12 protein-coding genes are annotated in these 16,024 nt (G+C 60.2%); 8 read left to right on the top strand and 4 right to left on the bottom strand.

Annotated elements, in window-relative coordinates:
* Nucleotides 1–92: 92 nt before the first annotated feature.
* A complete protein-coding gene (locus HUS57_RS07650) occupies nucleotides 93–1,910 on the bottom strand; it encodes a DUF882 domain-containing protein (RefSeq protein ID WP_246727795.1) in 1,818 nt (605 codons plus the stop codon).
* Between the two features lie 228 nt (nucleotides 1,911–2,138).
* Entirely contained in the window at nucleotides 2,139–3,650 is a 1,512-nt protein-coding gene (locus HUS57_RS07655) for a sigma-54 dependent transcriptional regulator (RefSeq protein ID WP_173932418.1), read from the bottom strand.
* Between the two features lie 139 nt (nucleotides 3,651–3,789).
* On the opposite strand from HUS57_RS07655, the gene HUS57_RS07660 reads away from it, so the two are divergent.
* The 7 genes from HUS57_RS07660 to HUS57_RS07690 all read left to right on the top strand — a co-directional run bounded on the left by HUS57_RS07660 (nucleotide 3,790) and on the right by HUS57_RS07690 (nucleotide 12,330).
* Complete coding sequence (locus HUS57_RS07660; protein ID WP_173932420.1) at nucleotides 3,790–5,652, top strand: M3 family oligoendopeptidase; 1,863 nt, start codon at nucleotides 3,790–3,792, stop codon at nucleotides 5,650–5,652.
* Nucleotides 5,653–5,667: 15 nt separating this feature from the next.
* Complete coding sequence (locus tag HUS57_RS07665; protein ID WP_173932422.1) at nucleotides 5,668–6,804, top strand: aminodeoxychorismate synthase component I; 1,137 nt, start codon at nucleotides 5,668–5,670, stop codon at nucleotides 6,802–6,804.
* 149 nt (nucleotides 6,805–6,953) lie between these two features.
* The gene (locus HUS57_RS07670) at nucleotides 6,954–7,313 is read left to right on the top strand and encodes a hypothetical protein (RefSeq protein ID WP_173932424.1); all 360 of its coding nucleotides are present in this window, start codon (nucleotides 6,954–6,956) and stop codon (nucleotides 7,311–7,313) included.
* 374 nt (nucleotides 7,314–7,687) lie between these two features.
* Nucleotides 7,688–9,640: a 5'-nucleotidase C-terminal domain-containing protein gene (locus HUS57_RS07675; protein ID WP_173932426.1), complete on the top strand. Its 1,953-nt coding sequence runs from the start codon at nucleotides 7,688–7,690 to the stop codon at nucleotides 9,638–9,640.
* A gap of 144 nt (nucleotides 9,641–9,784) precedes the next feature.
* The gene (gene hemH / locus HUS57_RS07680; protein WP_246727826.1) at nucleotides 9,785–10,810 is read left to right on the top strand and encodes a ferrochelatase; all 1,026 of its coding nucleotides are present in this window, start codon (nucleotides 9,785–9,787) and stop codon (nucleotides 10,808–10,810) included.
* 91 nt (nucleotides 10,811–10,901) lie between these two features.
* Entirely contained in the window at nucleotides 10,902–11,855 is a 954-nt protein-coding gene (locus HUS57_RS07685) for an SPFH domain-containing protein (protein WP_173932431.1), read from the top strand.
* Between the two features lie 13 nt (nucleotides 11,856–11,868).
* On the top strand, nucleotides 11,869–12,330 hold the full coding sequence (locus HUS57_RS07690; RefSeq protein WP_173932432.1) for an NfeD family protein: 462 nt from the start codon (nucleotides 11,869–11,871) through the stop codon (nucleotides 12,328–12,330).
* Between the two features lie 10 nt (nucleotides 12,331–12,340).
* Here HUS57_RS07690 and HUS57_RS07695 read toward each other — a convergent pair whose 3' ends face one another.
* Nucleotides 12,341–13,336, bottom strand: coding sequence for a KpsF/GutQ family sugar-phosphate isomerase (locus HUS57_RS07695; protein ID WP_173933208.1), 996 nt, complete (start codon nucleotides 13,334–13,336; stop codon nucleotides 12,341–12,343).
* A gap of 149 nt (nucleotides 13,337–13,485) precedes the next feature.
* On the opposite strand from HUS57_RS07695, the gene HUS57_RS07700 reads away from it, so the two are divergent.
* Nucleotides 13,486–15,117, top strand: a complete 1,632-nt coding sequence (locus HUS57_RS07700; RefSeq protein WP_173933210.1) for an outer membrane beta-barrel protein — start codon at nucleotides 13,486–13,488, stop codon at nucleotides 15,115–15,117.
* 20 nt (nucleotides 15,118–15,137) lie between these two features.
* Here HUS57_RS07700 and galU read toward each other — a convergent pair whose 3' ends face one another.
* On the bottom strand, nucleotides 15,138–16,013 hold the full coding sequence (galU, locus tag HUS57_RS07705; RefSeq protein ID WP_173932434.1) for a UTP--glucose-1-phosphate uridylyltransferase GalU: 876 nt from the start codon (nucleotides 16,011–16,013) through the stop codon (nucleotides 15,138–15,140).
* Nucleotides 16,014–16,024: the final 11 nt, after the last annotated feature.

The raw sequence follows: 16,024 nt of genomic DNA on the forward strand, positions 1-16,024 counted from the left end.
AATCCGGACAAGCACTGGCATCACACTCTTTACGGCTCCGCCAAACGCACTTCGTCATTGAAGTGCTTCCCCTGCGGCGCTTCGGCCAATGCTCAGTTGCCGTCGAACTTTGCCAACGACAGGAAGGTAACAGCCTTGCCGGTAAAGCGGCGAGCGTCCTTTATCGCCGGAGCGTGAAAACCGTCGGTGTACACAGCCTTAGGCGCTTCGGCGAGCTCCTTGCTGAAGGCGGGCGCTTTTGTCACCGGCTTGCTGCGCATAACGGATTCGGGGCTGAGCACAGTGCTTACCGTGACCTTCTCGACTGGCACCACGACCGGCGCGGGATCGCGTCGGACGTCATCCGCGCGCGGCCGAGCGGATTTCGGCGCTGTCCGGGCACTGGAGGAAAGGAGGGCTACTGCCCTTGCATCGTCAAGGCGTCGTTCAGCCTTTTTGTGGACAGCAACCGGCGAACCAGCCTCGCCGCCAGCAGTTCCCGCTAGCTGCTCCGCCTTTTCGGCAGCCGCCCCGATAGGCGTAATCTCTGAAGGCACCTTCTTAGGCCCGCTCTCGCCACTTCCCGTTGCTTTCGGACGCATGCCCGGCATCGAAGCACCACTTGCATAAGCTGTCTGGAGCGGAGTGGCGCTATCCTCCTGCGCGACCAGAAGCTCAGCGATAACATCGGATGTTGCACGCCGCTCCGGCCGGCTGGTGGGCATAACATAGGCGATCGCTGGCATGTTGTTTTCGTCAGTTTCTTCGGCCACCACGTCCTCAAGGGTCGGCGAGTGGTCCGGACGGCGCGAAGGAATGGGTACGTTGAGTGCGGAGGCAAGCACAGCCTGCCCCTCTGCCTGTGTTTCCTCATCGCCGGCGGCAGCCACGATCGGCTCCTGCAACTGCTGAGCACCGACAACAGCATCCGGCCGGGGCGCTTCGCGCGGCACAGGCACAGAACGTGGAGGCAGGGCTGCTATGATGGTCGAAGGCGCCTCATTCGTTTCTGGAGACTGCTGCGGTTGCGCGTGCTGCTGTATCGGGACCGGTGGCTGGAGGGGCGCCTGCTGCCTCGCCGTCCTGGCATTTGCCGCCGGGCGCTGGGCAACCAGCAGGCCTGCATTCGCATCGTCCTCGGCCTCGTCGGCTCCACCGCTAAAGAGGGCCGCGAGCAGGCCCCGGCCGCCGCGGTTCCTGGAAGTGTCATCGGCTACCTGAATAGCGCCACCACCGCGCTGACGCGCCTGATAAGCAGCCAGTGCCTGCTGATAACCGGGCAATGGCTTGCCGTCGGATGGCACATGCAGGGTCTTGCCGTCAGGGAAGATGGCTGCCAGTTGCTGCCGGTTAAGGCGCGGCCAATGACGCACGCCGCCAACATCCAAATGGATGAAAGGAGAGCCGGAGCGTGGATAATACCCCACTCCGCCAGCCTGCAATCTAAGAGCTATATCCCGCACGCGCGAAAGCTTTACATCCGGAAGGTAGAAGTCCACGGCCTTGCCTAGCATGTGCTGGCTTTTCTCGGCGACGCCGCTTGAGCGGCCGCGCAACATTGCGTTGGTTGCAGGAGAACGATAGGCGGAGACAACGTGAATGTAATCGCGCGAGCCAGACTGGCGGTAGACTTCCCATAAAAGGTCGAGCAGGCGCGGGTCCATGTTGGTGGGCTCGTTGCGCCGCCAGTCCCGCAGAAGATGGTTTATCTGCTTCAGGCCGCTCTGAAGATAGCGCCCATTGCGCTTATAAGTGATTTCCGCCCTCTCCTTGGTGTGCAGGAAGTAAATCTTCAGGATGCGCGTCTGCGCATCCGCGGCCGGCACAGCCAGAAAGAGAAAATTCGCGGCTAGCAGGAGACCGGCCAGACATCTGGCGCAGCCAAACCTTCCCCTCCGTCCGCCATCCCGTCCAATGTCGCTTTGCTTCAAAACGCAACCCGTCTGGATAAAACTGTCCCCACGAAGCGCCCGAGGCGCCAAACTCCTTCAAATTGTTCACCATAATGGTTAACCGCCTCTTATTGAAGCAGGAATGAGTTGAGAGAATGGCAAGAAAGCGGCGCGATGTGTAAACCGCTGACGTAGTTAATCAAATGTTACAATAATCACGGGCGCAAACGCTCATGGATTAGGCTCGCCAGGTTTCGCCGCCGACAGTCACGCCTCCTCGCCTCCGTCTGCCGGCTCAAGCCCCATCTCCTTCAGCTTCCGGTAAAGGGTTGAACGGCCGATGCCCAGGCGTCGAGCAACCTCGCTCATGCGACCGTCGTAATGGTCGATGGCGAAGCGTATCAACTCCTTTTCCACCTGCTCAAGCGTGCGGACGTGCCCCTTGTTGTCCACTGCTCGCAGCAGCCCAGGGTCGGATGGCTGCTCATCGATGCGCTCGGCTGCCGATCCTTCCACCAAGACCGGTTCGGCAGCCGGCAATTGTTCCCGCTCTAAGTAGCCTCTTAACTCTCCCCCGCTTTCGTCGATCCCCTCTACCTGGGCCCTGATCTGGGGAAACTCCGCCGTGGTGAGCATTTCGTCTTCACACAACACGACGGCCCGGAAGACCGCATTCTCCAGTTGCCGAATGTTTCCCGGCCAGTCATAGGCCGACAGCAGGTCGAGCGCGTTGGCAGAAATGCCGGTGGTTCTGCAGCCTGGAACGGATTGTGAGAAGCGGCCTATGAAATGCTGCACAAGCAGCGGAATATCTTCCTTCCGGTTTCGCAGCGGCGGCACCATGATGGGGAAGACGTTGAGCCGGTAGTAAAGGTCCTCGCGGAAACGTCCTTCCTTCACACGTTCGAGCAGGTTCTGATTCGTGGCCGAGACCAGGCGGATGTCCACCTTCACCGTGGAGCGCGCGCCGACAGGGTCTACCTCGCCTTCCTGGATGGCACGCAGAAGCTTGACCTGCACGTCTGGCGGAAGATCCCCTATCTCATCCAGAAAGAGCGTGCCGCTGTCTGCCTCCACGAACTTGCCCATGTGCTTTTCGGTAGCGCCTGTGAAAGCCCCCTTCTCATGACCAAAGAGGATACTTTCCACGAGGTTGTCGGGAATTGCGCCGCAATTAACGGTGACGAAGGGCTTGGTGCGGCGACCGCTGGCCCCTCGGATGGCACGCGCAATGAGTTCCTTCCCCACACCTGACTCCCCCTCGATAAGAACAGGGATGTCGGAAGCGGCGGCTTTGCGGGCTATACGGATAACCCGCTCCATTGCGGGGCTGCGCGTGACGATGTCCTGGAAGGAAAAAGCATCTGTGCCTTTGCCGCGCCTCTGCTTTTCGGCATTGCCCAGCGCTTCAACCTTAAGCGCATTGCGGATGGCGCTGCCCAGCCTCTCCACCGAAGCTGGCTTGACAACGAAATCGAATGCGCCGGCGCGCATGGCGGCAACCGCCGTCTCAACGCCGCCTCTTACGGTCTGCACGATGACGGGCACCATAATCCCGTCCTCACGCATTTGCCCAAGGACCTCCAGTCCATCCATGCCGGGCATGATAAGGTCGAGAATGACAACCCGGAACTGATTGTGCCCAGCATTCGCCATAGTCTGCAGCGCAGCCGCCCCATCCTCCGCGACCGTTACGGCATAGCCAAGCTTCGACACCGCAGCCTCGAGAAGGCGACGCTGAACCGGGTCGTCATCGACTATCAGGACTCGTTCAGACATGAATGCCACAGCTTCAAAAGATTTGCCCCAGGTGAGACGGACACACTAGACTCTATGTCACAGGCTTCTAAACAGGCTTTCAAGAATCCCGGTGAACGAATTATTGATTTAAGTTTTCTGGAAGCACGGAGAAAATCTCATGGCACACCCGGCTGGACCGTTCGGAGCATCATCCGTGCCGGCCTCCCCCAGCGGCGAAGGGGCAAGTAAGGCTTCCGGACTGGGCGATCTTCCCGAGTGGGACCTTTCCGACCTTTACCCTTCCATGGACAGCCCGGAGCTTTCGCGGGACCTGGCGCGCGCGGCCAAGGAAGCCATTGCCTTTGAAAAAGCATGGAAGGGGCGGCTTGCGGAAGAAGCGCGGAAGGGAAATAAAGGCCGGCTCGGCGAGGCAGTGCGTGCCTATGAGGCGCTTGATGAGCTGTTCGGCCGGCTCGGCTCCTATGCCGGGCTCGTCTACGCCGGCGACACGTCCGACCCGCAGAGGGCCAAGTTTTATGGTGACGTGCAGGAGAAGCTGACCGATGCCAGCACGCATCTGCTCTTCTTCACGCTCGAACTGAACAAGATCGACGACCAGATCATCGATGAGGCGCTGAAGGCCGATCCTCTCTTCAGTCATTACCGACCCTGGGTGCTCGATATCCGCAAGGACCGGCCGCACCAGCTCGAGGATCGCATCGAGCAGCTTTTCCACGAGACGTCCGTGACCGGCCGCGCCGCCTGGAACCGATTGTTTGACGAGACCATGACCAGCCTGCGCTTCAATGTCGATGGCGACGAGCTGACGCTTGAGCCAACGCTGAACCTGATGCAGGACCCGGATGGCGACAAGCGCCGCAAAGGAGCCGAGGCCCTCGCCGTCACGCTGAAGGAGCATATGCGCCTCTTCACACTCATCACCAACACGCTTGCCAAGGACAAGGAGATTTCAGATCGCTGGCGGAAGTTCGAGGATGTCGCGGACGCCCGCCATCTGGCCAATCGGGTAGAACGGGAGGTGGTGGATGCGCTGGCTGCTTCGGTCCGCGAGTCGTTTCCGCGTATTTCACATCGCTACTACGCCATGAAGGCGAAGTGGCTGGGAATGGACAAGCTCAACCACTGGGACCGAAATGCGCCGCTGCCCGAAACGCCGCAGACGGTCATCGGCTGGGAGGACGCGAAAGAGACGGTGCTTTCCGCCTATCACGCCTTCTCCCCTGAATTGGCGGATATCGCCGCACGCTTCTTCGACAGGAAGTGGATCGATGCACCGGTGCGCGCCGGCAAGTCGCCGGGTGCCTTCGCGCATCCGACGGTGCCGTCGGCCCACCCCTATTTGCTGCTCAACTATCTGGGCAAGCCGCGCGACGTGATGACGCTTGCACACGAATTAGGACATGGCGTTCATCAGGTGCTGGCGGCGGGCCAAGGCGCGCTCATGGCCGCGACGCCGCTCACCCTGGCCGAGACAGCGTCCGTGTTCGGCGAGATGCTGACCTTCCGCTCCCTTCTTGAGCGCACCTTAGACCATCGCGAGCGCAAGGCGATGCTCGCACAGAAGGCGGAGGACATGATCAACACCGTGGTGCGCCAGATTGCGTTCTATGAATTCGAGCGCAAGGTACATACCGAGCGGCGCAGCGGCGAACTCACCTCAGAACGGATCGGCGAATTGTGGCTTGAGGTGCAGGCCGAAAGCCTTGGCCCGGCGATCCGGCTCGGGGAAGGATATGAGACATTCTGGGCCTATATCCCGCATTTCATCCACTCGCCCTTCTATGTTTACGCTTACGCTTTCGGCGATTGCCTGGTGAACTCGCTTTTTGCTGTCTACAGCCAGGCCGAGATCGGCTTCAAGGAAAAGTACTTCGAGCTTCTCAAGGCCGGTGGCAGTAAGCATCATTCGGAACTGCTTGCGCCCTTCGGCCTCAATGCGGCCGATCCTTCCTTCTGGGGCAAGGGACTGTCGGTGATCGAGGGGCTGATTGACGAACTGGAAGCGCTGGACGAGGGGTGATATTCCTTCCACCAGATGTTCGCGCGCACTCACCTCGCCCTCTTCCGCAACGATCTCACGAACGAGACGCTCGTTTTCGATTGGCCGCAGGAAATCCTGCTCGCGGAAGAGCCGGAGCAGTTCTTTCCGGCCCTGGAAAGAGCGGAGGGTCTCCGCCAATCCGGCAAATGGCTCGCGGGCTATATATCCTACGAGGCCGGCTATCTTCTGGATGCAGCACTGATTCCTTATCTGCCCGAAGGTCGCCATTCTCCCCTTCTCTGCTTCGGCGTCTTCGACAGTCCGTCGCCTCCGCCACTTTCGCCCACCAAGGGATGGGAACCGGCGCGTCTTTTTAATGCCAGGCCGACCTGGAGCCTTTCTGAATATGCGGAACGTTTCGACCGGCTGCATCAGCATCTCAGAATGGGTGATTGTTATCAGGGCAACCTCACCTTCCCGGTTGTCGCAAATTGGCAGGGCCATCCGCTCGCGGTTTTCGAGGGGCTGACGGCACGTCAGCCTGTCCGCTACGCTGCCTTCATCGATCTGGGCGGGCCGGTTGTGGTGTCACGTTCGCCGGAACTGTTCTTCGAGGTTTCAGCAGACGGATGGATCGAGACGCTGCCCATGAAGGGCACGATGCCGCGCGGCAGAACCCTGGCCGAAGATGCGACGCTAAAGGAGGAGCTGCGCAACGATCCCAAAAACCAGGCTGAGAACCGCATGATTGTCGATCTGCTGCGCAATGATATCTCGCGCATCAGCAAGGTAGGGACACTCGACGTGCCGGAGCTTTTCCATGTCGAAACCTACCCGACGGTGCACACGATGATCAGCCGCGTGCGCGCCGAACTTCTGCCCGGTCTGTCCTTCACCGACATTCTAGGCGCGTTATTCCCTTGTGGCTCCGTGACGGGCGCACCGAAGATCTCGGCCATGAAGATATTGCGGGCACTGGAGACAGCCCCGCGTGATGTCTATTGCGGCGCCATCGGATGGGCGTCGCCCGATGGGCGAATGCGCTTCAACGTGGCAATCCGAACTGTTTCGCTATACCCGGATGGAGAGGCTGTTTTCAATGTCGGTGGCGGTGTCGTGTTCGATTCCACCGCCCGCTCTGAATATGACGAATGCCTGCTGAAGGGGCAATTTGCCACCTTCGGCGAATAGCGGCGACGCCCGAACACACCCACCAGAGGCATGGCAATTTCGCAACAGCTACATCCTGGTAAGGGCGGCATCCGCCCTTTTCCGGGTCCTCAATATTGCTTTCCGGCAAAATTCCGGCGATGAGGTCGTGGGATAGTGAGGAGGCCGCCATGGTCACATTTCGTCTGAAAGCCACCCTTTTTGCCCTGACATCCGCCCTGATAATATCCGGTTGCGCTGGGGTGGCACCGAGGAAGGCCGGGCCTTCATTGGAAGGAAGCTGGATGGACGAGCAGGGTGTGGCGATCTCCAGCTTTTCTAACGGCCAGTTCGTGACCGTGGCGACTGATACCGGCAACAGGCTGTCGGAAGGCTTCTATCGTTTCCGCGACGGTCAGACCATCGAAATCTCGATGCGTTCGCTCATTCGCGGAACGCAGACAAACGTGGTATGTGCGGCCGTCACATTGAGCCAGCTAAATTGCACAAATGCCGAGGGGCAGAATTTCGTGCTCAGGCGGCGCACCTGACGCGCCTGAGAGAACAGGTTGAATACGGCGCGTGATTTTTCGCGCGTTAGTGCATCCACAAACACCGGCGCTAGCCAGACCTGATGCGAAGGGTGAACCGGTCTGGCCGCGTGGTAGTCATTCGCCGCATTGCACATGATGCACATCACGTCGCCATGCGATCGCATAACGGCCTTCTGAACGACCTATCTTCCCTATCCGGATCGGATTCCAGCTCGGAGCCGCGTTTACCGTGCAGACGAGCTGATGCCCGTTAGGCAAGTTTCCCTTGCATAAGGTTGCAGCCGATGGGAACATTCCACCCAATAAGCCTGTCCGTTGCAAAAACGACATCCCGATGCGGTAGACGGGAACCTGGGAACTGGGAGAACATCATGAAGAGACTTGCCGTCCTCGCGTTGAGCGCGTCAGCGCTGGCGCTGTCCCACTCACCTTCGTTTGCCGCCTACACGCTGAATATCCTGCACATCAATGACTGGCACAGCAGGATCGAGCCCATCAATGCGTTCGATTCCACCTGTTCTGCGGAGGATGATGAAGCTGGCGAATGTTTTGGTGGCGCGGCGCGGCTTGTCACGGCCGTGCGTGAACGCAGGGCTGCACTCGGAGGTGAGAATGTCCTGTTCCTGAACGCGGGCGACAATTTTCAAGGTTCCCTGTTCTACACCACCTATAAGGGAGCCGCGGAGGCCGAATTTCTAAACCTCATGGAAACTGACGCCATGGTCGTTGGAAATCATGAGTTCGATGACGGCGAAGATGGCCTGGCTGCCTTTCTGGAACTGGTTCGGTTTCCGGTTCTGGGCTCTAACGTGAAGGCGCGGGAAGCGTCGGCGCTCGGTGACCGCGTGCGGGAGTATGTAATTCTCGACATCGGCGACGAGCAGGTGGGCATTGTCGGTGCGGTGGCCAATGACACCCCAGAGCTTTCCTCGCCGGGAGAGCACGTGTCCATCATAGAGGATGTCGAGGGCATAACCGCAGCCGTTCAGGCGGTGGAGGCCGAAGGCGTCAACAAGATCATCGCGCTCACCCATGTGGGTTATCCGCGCGATCTGGAAGCCATTGCCAGGATTCCGGGCGTGGACGTGGTGGTAGGCGGACACACCAACACGTTGCTTTCCAATACGGTCGAGGGGGCCGATGGGCCCTACCCCACCATGGTCGACAATCCAGGCGGTTATCAGGTGCCGGTGGTCCAGGCGAACGCCTATTCCAAATATCTTGGCGAGTTGAAAATCGTCTTCAATGACGAGGGCATCGTTACGGAAGCCGAAGGCGACGTGCACCTGCTCGATGCTTCCGTCGCAAAGGATGAGCAGGTGGTGGCGCGTGTGGCCGAGCTTGCCGGCCCGATCGAGGAATTGAAACGAACGGTCGTCTCGGAAGCCGTTGGGCCTATCGACGGCAGCCGCGAAAGCTGCCGGGCAGGCGAATGCGCCATGGGCAATCTTGTAGCGGACGCTATGCTTGCCCGTGCCCGCGATCAGGGCGTCCAGTTTGCGATTACCAATGGCGGCGGCCTGCGCGCGTCGATCGATGCGGGCGAGATCACCATGGGCGAGGTGATCGAAGTACTTCCCTTCCAGAACACGCTGGCAACCTTCCAGCTCAGCGGTGCCGATTTCGTGGCATCGCTGGAAAGCGGCGTGAGCCAGATTGAGGAAGGTGCTGGCCGGTTCCCGCAGGTCTCGGGCCTGCGCTTTTCCTTCGATCCGGCTGCTGAAAGCGGCTCGCGCGTGAGCGACGTGCAGGTGCAGACGGATGACGGCTGGGCGCCGATCGAGCCTGACGCTACCTATACGATCGCCACCAACAACTTCATGCGCAATGGTGGCGATGGCTACAGCCTTTTCGCAGAAGAGGCCGAGAACGCCTATGATTTCGGACCGGGGCTGGAGCAGGTCCTTGCCGATTATCTTGCTGAGAACCGGCCTTATGAGCCATATACGGACGGGCGGATCACCGAGGTAACGGCCACTACGCGGGCCGAGGATGGCGTTGAACCCAAAGCCGCTGAAGGGCAGGCGGAGCCGACCGACGGCACGTCCGAGGCAGCAGATGCGGATGCTGGACCTGCCGCAGAACCCGAGGTATCGGAATCTGAGACGGAGCCTGCGCAAACCGGCAGTGAAGCTGCCACGCAAGTGGCTGAAACTGCCGCAGGAAACACGCACACGATCACACACGGCGACACCTACTGGAAACTTGCCGAGCGCTATCTGGGAGATGGCAGACAGTGGCGGCGCTTAGCCGAGGCAAATCCCCAATTCACTCCTGGCCGCCTCCCCGTCGGCGCGGAACTTTTAATCCCTGACAACCTGTAGATACATCTGAAGAGCGGCCGCCGCGCTCCTTCAGCCGCCTGCGGCCAGAAGTGACATTGTCTTTGCTGGAAAGATCGCTAGGTCCAAAGTTATCATCCGGAGACTTTCATGACCGCGTCCATCGATACCGTAGGAAAGACAGAGCTGCGCATCGTCGCGCCCGCCGCACGCAAGGCTGCCGCTGCGGAAAAGGTCGGTGTCCTCCTTGTCAATCTGGGCACACCCGATGGTACCGACTACTGGCCGATGCGCCGCTATCTCGGTGAGTTTCTTTCAGATCGCAGGGTGATCGAGTGGCCGCGCGCGATCTGGTACCCCATTCTCTACGGGATCGTGCTTTCTCGCAGGCCGCAAAGATCCGGAGCAGCTTATGACACGATCTGGAACAGGGAGCAGAATGAGTCGCCTCTGCGCACTTTTACGCGTGCACAAGGCGAAAAGCTCGCATCGGCTCTGGCAAAGCACGAGAACGTGATCGTCGACTGGGCGATGCGCTATGGCCGCCCCTCGATCGAGACCGTGACGAAGAGCCTGATGGAACGCGGCTGTGACCGCATCGTCATGTTCCCTCTTTACCCGCAATACTCCGCGTCCACGACGGCCACGGTGAACGACAAGTTCTTCCAGGCGCTGATGAAGATGCGCTTCCAGCCAGCTGTCAGAACGGTCCCGGCCTATTACGACGAGCCGATCTATATCGACGCCCTGGCGCGTTCCATCGAGCAGCACTTGGCGACGCTCAGTTTCGAGCCGGAAGTCGTCATCGCCTCCTATCACGGCATTCCGTTGGGCTATTCTAAGAAGGGAGACCCCTATCACCAGCATTGTCTGACGACATCACAGCTTCTGCGTGAACGGCTTGGCTGGGACGAGAAGAAGCTGATCAGCACCTTCCAGTCCCGGTTCGGCCCCGAGGAATGGCTGCAACCCTACACGGACAAGACCGTGGAGCGGCTAGGTCGTGAGGGGGTAAAATCCATCGCCGTGTTCAATCCTGGCTTCGTGGCCGATTGTCTTGAAACGCTCGAAGAGATCGCCGTCGAAGCAGCGGACATCTTTCAGGCCGCGGGCGGCGAAAACTTCACGCACATTCCGTGCCTGAACGACACCGCCGACGGCATGGCAGTTATCGAGGCACTGGTGCGGCGCGAGCTTTCCGGCTGGCTCTGACCTGCGGGTATATTTCCCGCTCTCCCTTTGTGTTTCCTAAACAATGCCACGTTTTAATGCGGCAACCGTCATGCCGCTTTAGGAGCACAAAGTGAATTTCTCCGGTTTCGATATTCTGATTCCAGTCCTGGTCGTTCTCGTTCTGCTACTGCTGTTCGCAGGCATCAAGACCGTGCCACAAGGCTACAACTTCACCGTCGAAAGGTTCGGGCGCTACACACGCACATTGACGCCCGGCCTCAACATCATCATTCCCTTCATCGACCGCATCGGTGCAAGGATGAACATGATGGAACAGGTGCTGGACGTGCCGACGCAGGAGGTCATCACGCGCGACAATGCGACGGTGGCGGTCGATGGGGTAGCCTTCTTCCAGATACTGAGCGCGCCGCAGGCTGCCTATCAGGTGTCGGGGCTGCAGAACGCGATCCTGAACCTGACCATGACCAATATCCGCTCCGTAATGGGATCCATGGATCTGGACGAACTACTTTCCAACCGCGACGCCATCAACGAGCGGTTGCTCCGCATTGTCGATGAGGCGGCAGGCGCTTGGGGCATCAAGATCACCCGCGTAGAGATCAAGGATATCAATCCTCCGGCCAATCTGGTGGAGTCCATGGCCCGACAGATGATGGCAGAACGCAACAAGCGCGCGCAGATCTTGGAAGCAGAGGGGCTGAAACAGGCGCAAATCCTCGAAGCGGAAGGTCGGCGCGAGGCAGCATTCCGCGATGCTGAGGCGCGCGAGCGCGCGGCGGAAGCCGAAGCGCGTGCTACGCAGGTCGTCTCCGATGCCATCGCCCAGGGCGACGTGCAGGCGGTGAACTATTTCATTGCCCAGAAATATACAGAAGCGCTGGCCAGCATCGGCTCTGCGAACAACAACAAGATCGTGCTCATGCCGTTTGAGGCCTCGTCGCTCATCGGCACCCTAGGCGGCATTGGCGCGATTGCGCGCGACGTCTTCGGCGATGGCGAGACGCGGGCACCTTCCCGCCCCTCCCCGGCCCGCCCTCCTGCGGTCAGGCCGGAAGGAAGCTGATAGGCGCTCTGCGATGCTGATTGATATTCTTGGCGAACTTGGCCCATGGAACTGGATGCTCCTGGGCTTCGTCCTGCTGGCCCTGGAAATCCTCATTCCGGGCGTGTTCCTTCTGTGGATCGGAATTGCTGCGATCCTGACCGGCGCATTGTCGCTGCAGCTATGGGCTCTCGCCCTCTGGAGCTGGCAAGTCCAGGTGCTCGTCTTTCTCGGACTTTCGCTTGCTTCCGCCTATGTCGGCATGCGGGTAATGGATGCGCGAAGGGAACATGAAACGGACGAGCCGCTTCTCAACCGCCGGGCCGAACAGCTTGCCGGGCGTACCGCGACACTCGACGAGCCGATTACCCATGGCCACGGCCGGATAAAGATCGGCGATACGTTCTGGCGTGTCACGGGACCCGACCTGCCTGCGGGAAGCCGGGTGCGCGTAGTGGCGGCTAAAGGCAGCAGATTGCAGGTGGAGCCAGCCTGACCGGTTCCGGCTAGGCGGCGCCGATCCGCAGCAGGTCATGAAGGTGGATGATGCCCACCGGCTTTTCGCCCTCCACCACCATAAGGTTGGTGATGGCCGATGAATTGATGATCTGCAGCGCCGCCACCGCTAATGTGTCCGGCCCAATGGTCTTGGGCGCTCTGGTCATGACTTCGTCAACGGTCATCGCAAGAATGTCGCTGTCCATGTGGCGCCGCAAGTCGCCATCGGTAACGATGCCGATCAAACACTCTTCCTCATCGATGACGCCCACACAGCCGAAGCCTTTGCGGGAGATCTCTAAAATGGCGCCCCGCATCCCGGAACCGGCCGGAACAAGCGGTATGCGATCGCCACTGTGCATGATGTCTCGCACATGGGTGAGCTTGGCACCCAGTTGCCCGCCCGGGTGGAACGTGCGGAAATGATCGGCGGTGAAGCCGCGCGCCTCCAGCAGGGCGACGGAAAGAGCGTCGCCAATCACAAGCTGAAGAAGGGTAGAAGTAGTCGGTGCAAGACCGTGCGGGCAAGCTTCCGGCACCTCCGGCAGGGCAAGCACCACATTCGCTTCACGGGCGAGCGTGGACGTTTTTCCCGAGGTGATGGCAATCAGCGGAATAGAAAAGCGGCGCGCATAGGCGACAATACCCTTAAGTTCCGCGGTCTCGCCTGACCATGAAAGCGCGAGAATGGCATCGTCGCGCGTGATCATCCCCAAGTCGCCGTGGTTGGCTTCCGCCGGGTGCACGAAGAAGGAGGGCGTACCCGTAGAGGAAAGGGTGGCGGCCGTCTTGGAGCCGATATGGCCGCTTTTGCCAACTCCCGTAACAATAACCCGGCCGGAAATACTGGCGATCAGCTCCACAGCCTTGGCAAACGGCCCTGAAAGCCCGTCATCCAGCGATTTGGAAAGCGTGGCAAGCGCTGCCTGCTCGGCCTTGAGCGTGCGCACGGCCGAAGCAATGGTCTCCTGCGGATCGGGTTTACTGTTCGATCGGCTCAACATGGAGGATGCGCTTAACGCTTTCATTGCGATGTGTCCACATTGTTTCACGATCCTGCTGCGCCACCGATTCTCAACCTTGTATTAACCACCAGCATTTACCGATCGGTTACCAAGTGCGGCAGGCGGAGCCGCGAAGGGTTCGGGTGGCGATGTCGCGTGTCTGCTTCAATGAGGAACACAAGCTGCGATTAGCCTCGTTTCTAACCGGGGCAGCGGTACTCATCGCGGTAGCTCCTGCGGCAAGCCAGGAAGCGGGGTTGCGCGGTGCGGTTTCCGAGGCGGAAGTGACGAGCAGGCTTGTCGCGCAGGGCGCCGCTGGCATCTCCAGCCCCCCTTACCAACCCATCACCCCCGCCCCGCCTGACAGCAGCCTTTTTCCTAATGCCGCTTCAGACCCCTTCGCTTCCTTCAATGCACCACCGGCCGCACGACCACCCTCCACGGCAACGGAGAGGGCCCGCCGTCGCGAACAGGACGGGGCTGATCAAGAAAGGTTACAGCCCGTAGCCGAGCAGCAAATCGACGATCTGCCCACCGGCAACACCCGCGCTGTCATTGTGGATGCGCTTGCACCGTCCGGTACCGAGGTCCCGGCCAGGCTGAACCAGCCTGCCACGCCCATCGAGGGGCTTCCGCGACGATGGGAGGAAGCTCCATATGCCCCCAGTGGCCTACGGATCGGTACCTTCGTCCTTATTCCCCAGCTTGAGCAGGGGCTTACCTGGACCTCCAATGCGAGCGACACTCCCGGTGGCGATGAGGCGCTGATGTCGGAAACCTCCTTGCGGCTCGGGGCGGCATCCGACTGGTCGCGCCACAGCGCCAGCGCAAACGCCTTCGGAACAATCCGCAGGTCGCTCTCCGGCGACGAGATTTCGGAAGCGGAAGGGGGCGCGGATGTGCGCTTGGACGTCGACATATCCGAGTCAATGCGGGGTACCGGCGCACTCGCCTATTCGGCGCGGCGCGAGGGGGCATCCTCGCCCGTCATCATCTCCGGCGTGGAGAAGCAACCTCTTCGTCACACCATCGAGGCCGCGCTGGGACTTGAACGGTCGCTTGGGCCCGTTCGAATAGGGATGATTGGTGAAGTCCTGCGCAATCAGTTTGGCGATGCCAAGCTGGCAGGGGGCGGGAGGCTTTCACAGTCGGAACGCAACTCGATTTTGGCTGTCGCCAGGCTTCGCAGCGGCTATGAAATATCGCCGGCGCTTATTCCCTTCGTGGAAGTTCAGGCGGGACGCCGCATTTATGACGATGAGCGCGATAGCGCCGGGTATGCACGCTCGGCGCTGCGGCTCGGCGCACGCGCAGGCATTGCGTTCGACCTTTCCGAAAAGCTGAACGGCGAAATTTCGGCGGGCTGGATCAGCGAAGATCTCGATGATGACAGGCTGCAGACAATTTCTGGCTTGGCGTTGGGCGCCATCCTTGCATGGTCACCGCAACGCGGAACCATCGTCAGCCTGAACGCGAACACTGTGGTGGAGGGCACCACAGCACCCGGAGAAAGCGGCTCACTTCTCCATTACGGCACGTTGGAGATGGAGCGTCAGTTGCGCTCTAACCTGACGGGCAATCTCGCGCTCGGATTGTCGTACCGCGATTATGCAGCTGGTGGACATGACCTGATCATGAGCGGCGAGGCCGGGCTGACCTGGTGGCTCAACCGCTATGCCGGCCTCACCAGCCGCGCTCGCCACGAGCGCCAGACCAGCAGCCTGCGCGGCCGGGAGTACGAGACGACCAGCGTCTTCATGGGCGTGCGGCTACAGCGATAGCTTCGCAACGCGCCAGCTTTCTACTCCTGATTGAGGAAGCTCCTCATGAAGCGGAGGACGTGAGGCTTCAGTTGCGGGCTGTCGAGGGCAAGGGCAAGATTGGCCTTGATGAAGCCTTCTGGTGAGCCGCAGTCGAAGGTGTTGCCCGTGAAGATGTGCGCATAGAAGGGCTGGGTCGCGTGCAGCCGCAGCATCGCGTCTGTGATCTGTATTTCTCCGCCCGCGCCGGTTTCCTGGTTTTCCAGCAGCGCAAAAATCTCGGGCTGCAGAATGTAACGGCCATTGATGTAGAAGTTGGAAGGTGCGTCCTCCGGCTCCGGTTTTTCCACCATGGCGGTGATCTCAAACCCGGTATAGGCATCCTTGCCGCGGCCAACGATGCCGTATTTGTGCGTCTCCGTCGGATCACACTCCTCCACGGCCAGGATGTTGCCGCCGGTCTGCTCATAAAGCTCGACCATTTGTTTCATGCAGCCGGTTTCCGATTGCATGATCATGTCGGGCAATAGAAGTGCGAAAGGCTCGTCGCCGACCAGTTCACGCGCGCACCAGACGGCATGACCTAGGCCCAGCGGCACCTGCTGGCGGGTATAGCTGACTTGCCCCGGCTCCGGCTGCATCGCTTCCAGACGCTCCAGAATCTCGGTCCTGCCGCGCCGCGACAGGGTTTCGTAAAGCTCCACCTGGACGTCGAAATGATCCTCAATTGCACTCTTGTTGCGGCCGGTCACAAAAATGAGATGCTCGATGCCAGCCTCCCGGGCCTCATTCACCACATACTGGATCACGGGCTTGTCGACCACCGTCAGCATCTCCTTTGGAAGAGCCTTGGTGGCGGGTAGGAAGCGAGTGCCCAGCCCTGCAACCGGGAACACCGCTTTGCGGATTTTCTTCATGCGTAGGATCC

Origin of the sequence: Chelativorans sp. Marseille-P2723 (genome assembly GCF_902809845.1) — a bacterium.
Taxonomy (GTDB): domain Bacteria; phylum Pseudomonadota; class Alphaproteobacteria; order Rhizobiales; family Rhizobiaceae; genus Chelativorans.

Bases quoted from the DNA above. Each gene is read 5' to 3' on its own strand.
- HUS57_RS07655 (WP_173932418.1), bottom strand. From the start codon at position 3,650: ATGTCTGAACGAGTCCTGATAGTCGATGACGACCCGGTTCAGCGTCGC.
- HUS57_RS07660 (WP_173932420.1), top strand. From the start codon at position 3,790: ATGGCACACCCGGCTGGACCGTTCGGAGCATCATCCGTGCCGGCCTCC.
- HUS57_RS07665 (WP_173932422.1), top strand. From the start codon at position 5,668: ATGTTCGCGCGCACTCACCTCGCCCTCTTCCGCAACGATCTCACGAAC.
- HUS57_RS07670 (WP_173932424.1), top strand. From the start codon at position 6,954: ATGGTCACATTTCGTCTGAAAGCCACCCTTTTTGCCCTGACATCCGCC.
- HUS57_RS07675 (WP_173932426.1), top strand. From the start codon at position 7,688: ATGAAGAGACTTGCCGTCCTCGCGTTGAGCGCGTCAGCGCTGGCGCTG.
- HUS57_RS07690 (WP_173932432.1), top strand. From the start codon at position 11,869: ATGCTGATTGATATTCTTGGCGAACTTGGCCCATGGAACTGGATGCTC.
- HUS57_RS07695 (WP_173933208.1), bottom strand. From the start codon at position 13,336: ATGTTGAGCCGATCGAACAGTAAACCCGATCCGCAGGAGACCATTGCT.
- HUS57_RS07700 (WP_173933210.1), top strand. From the start codon at position 13,486: ATGTCGCGTGTCTGCTTCAATGAGGAACACAAGCTGCGATTAGCCTCG.
- galU (WP_173932434.1), bottom strand. From the start codon at position 16,013: ATGAAGAAAATCCGCAAAGCGGTGTTCCCGGTTGCAGGGCTGGGCACT.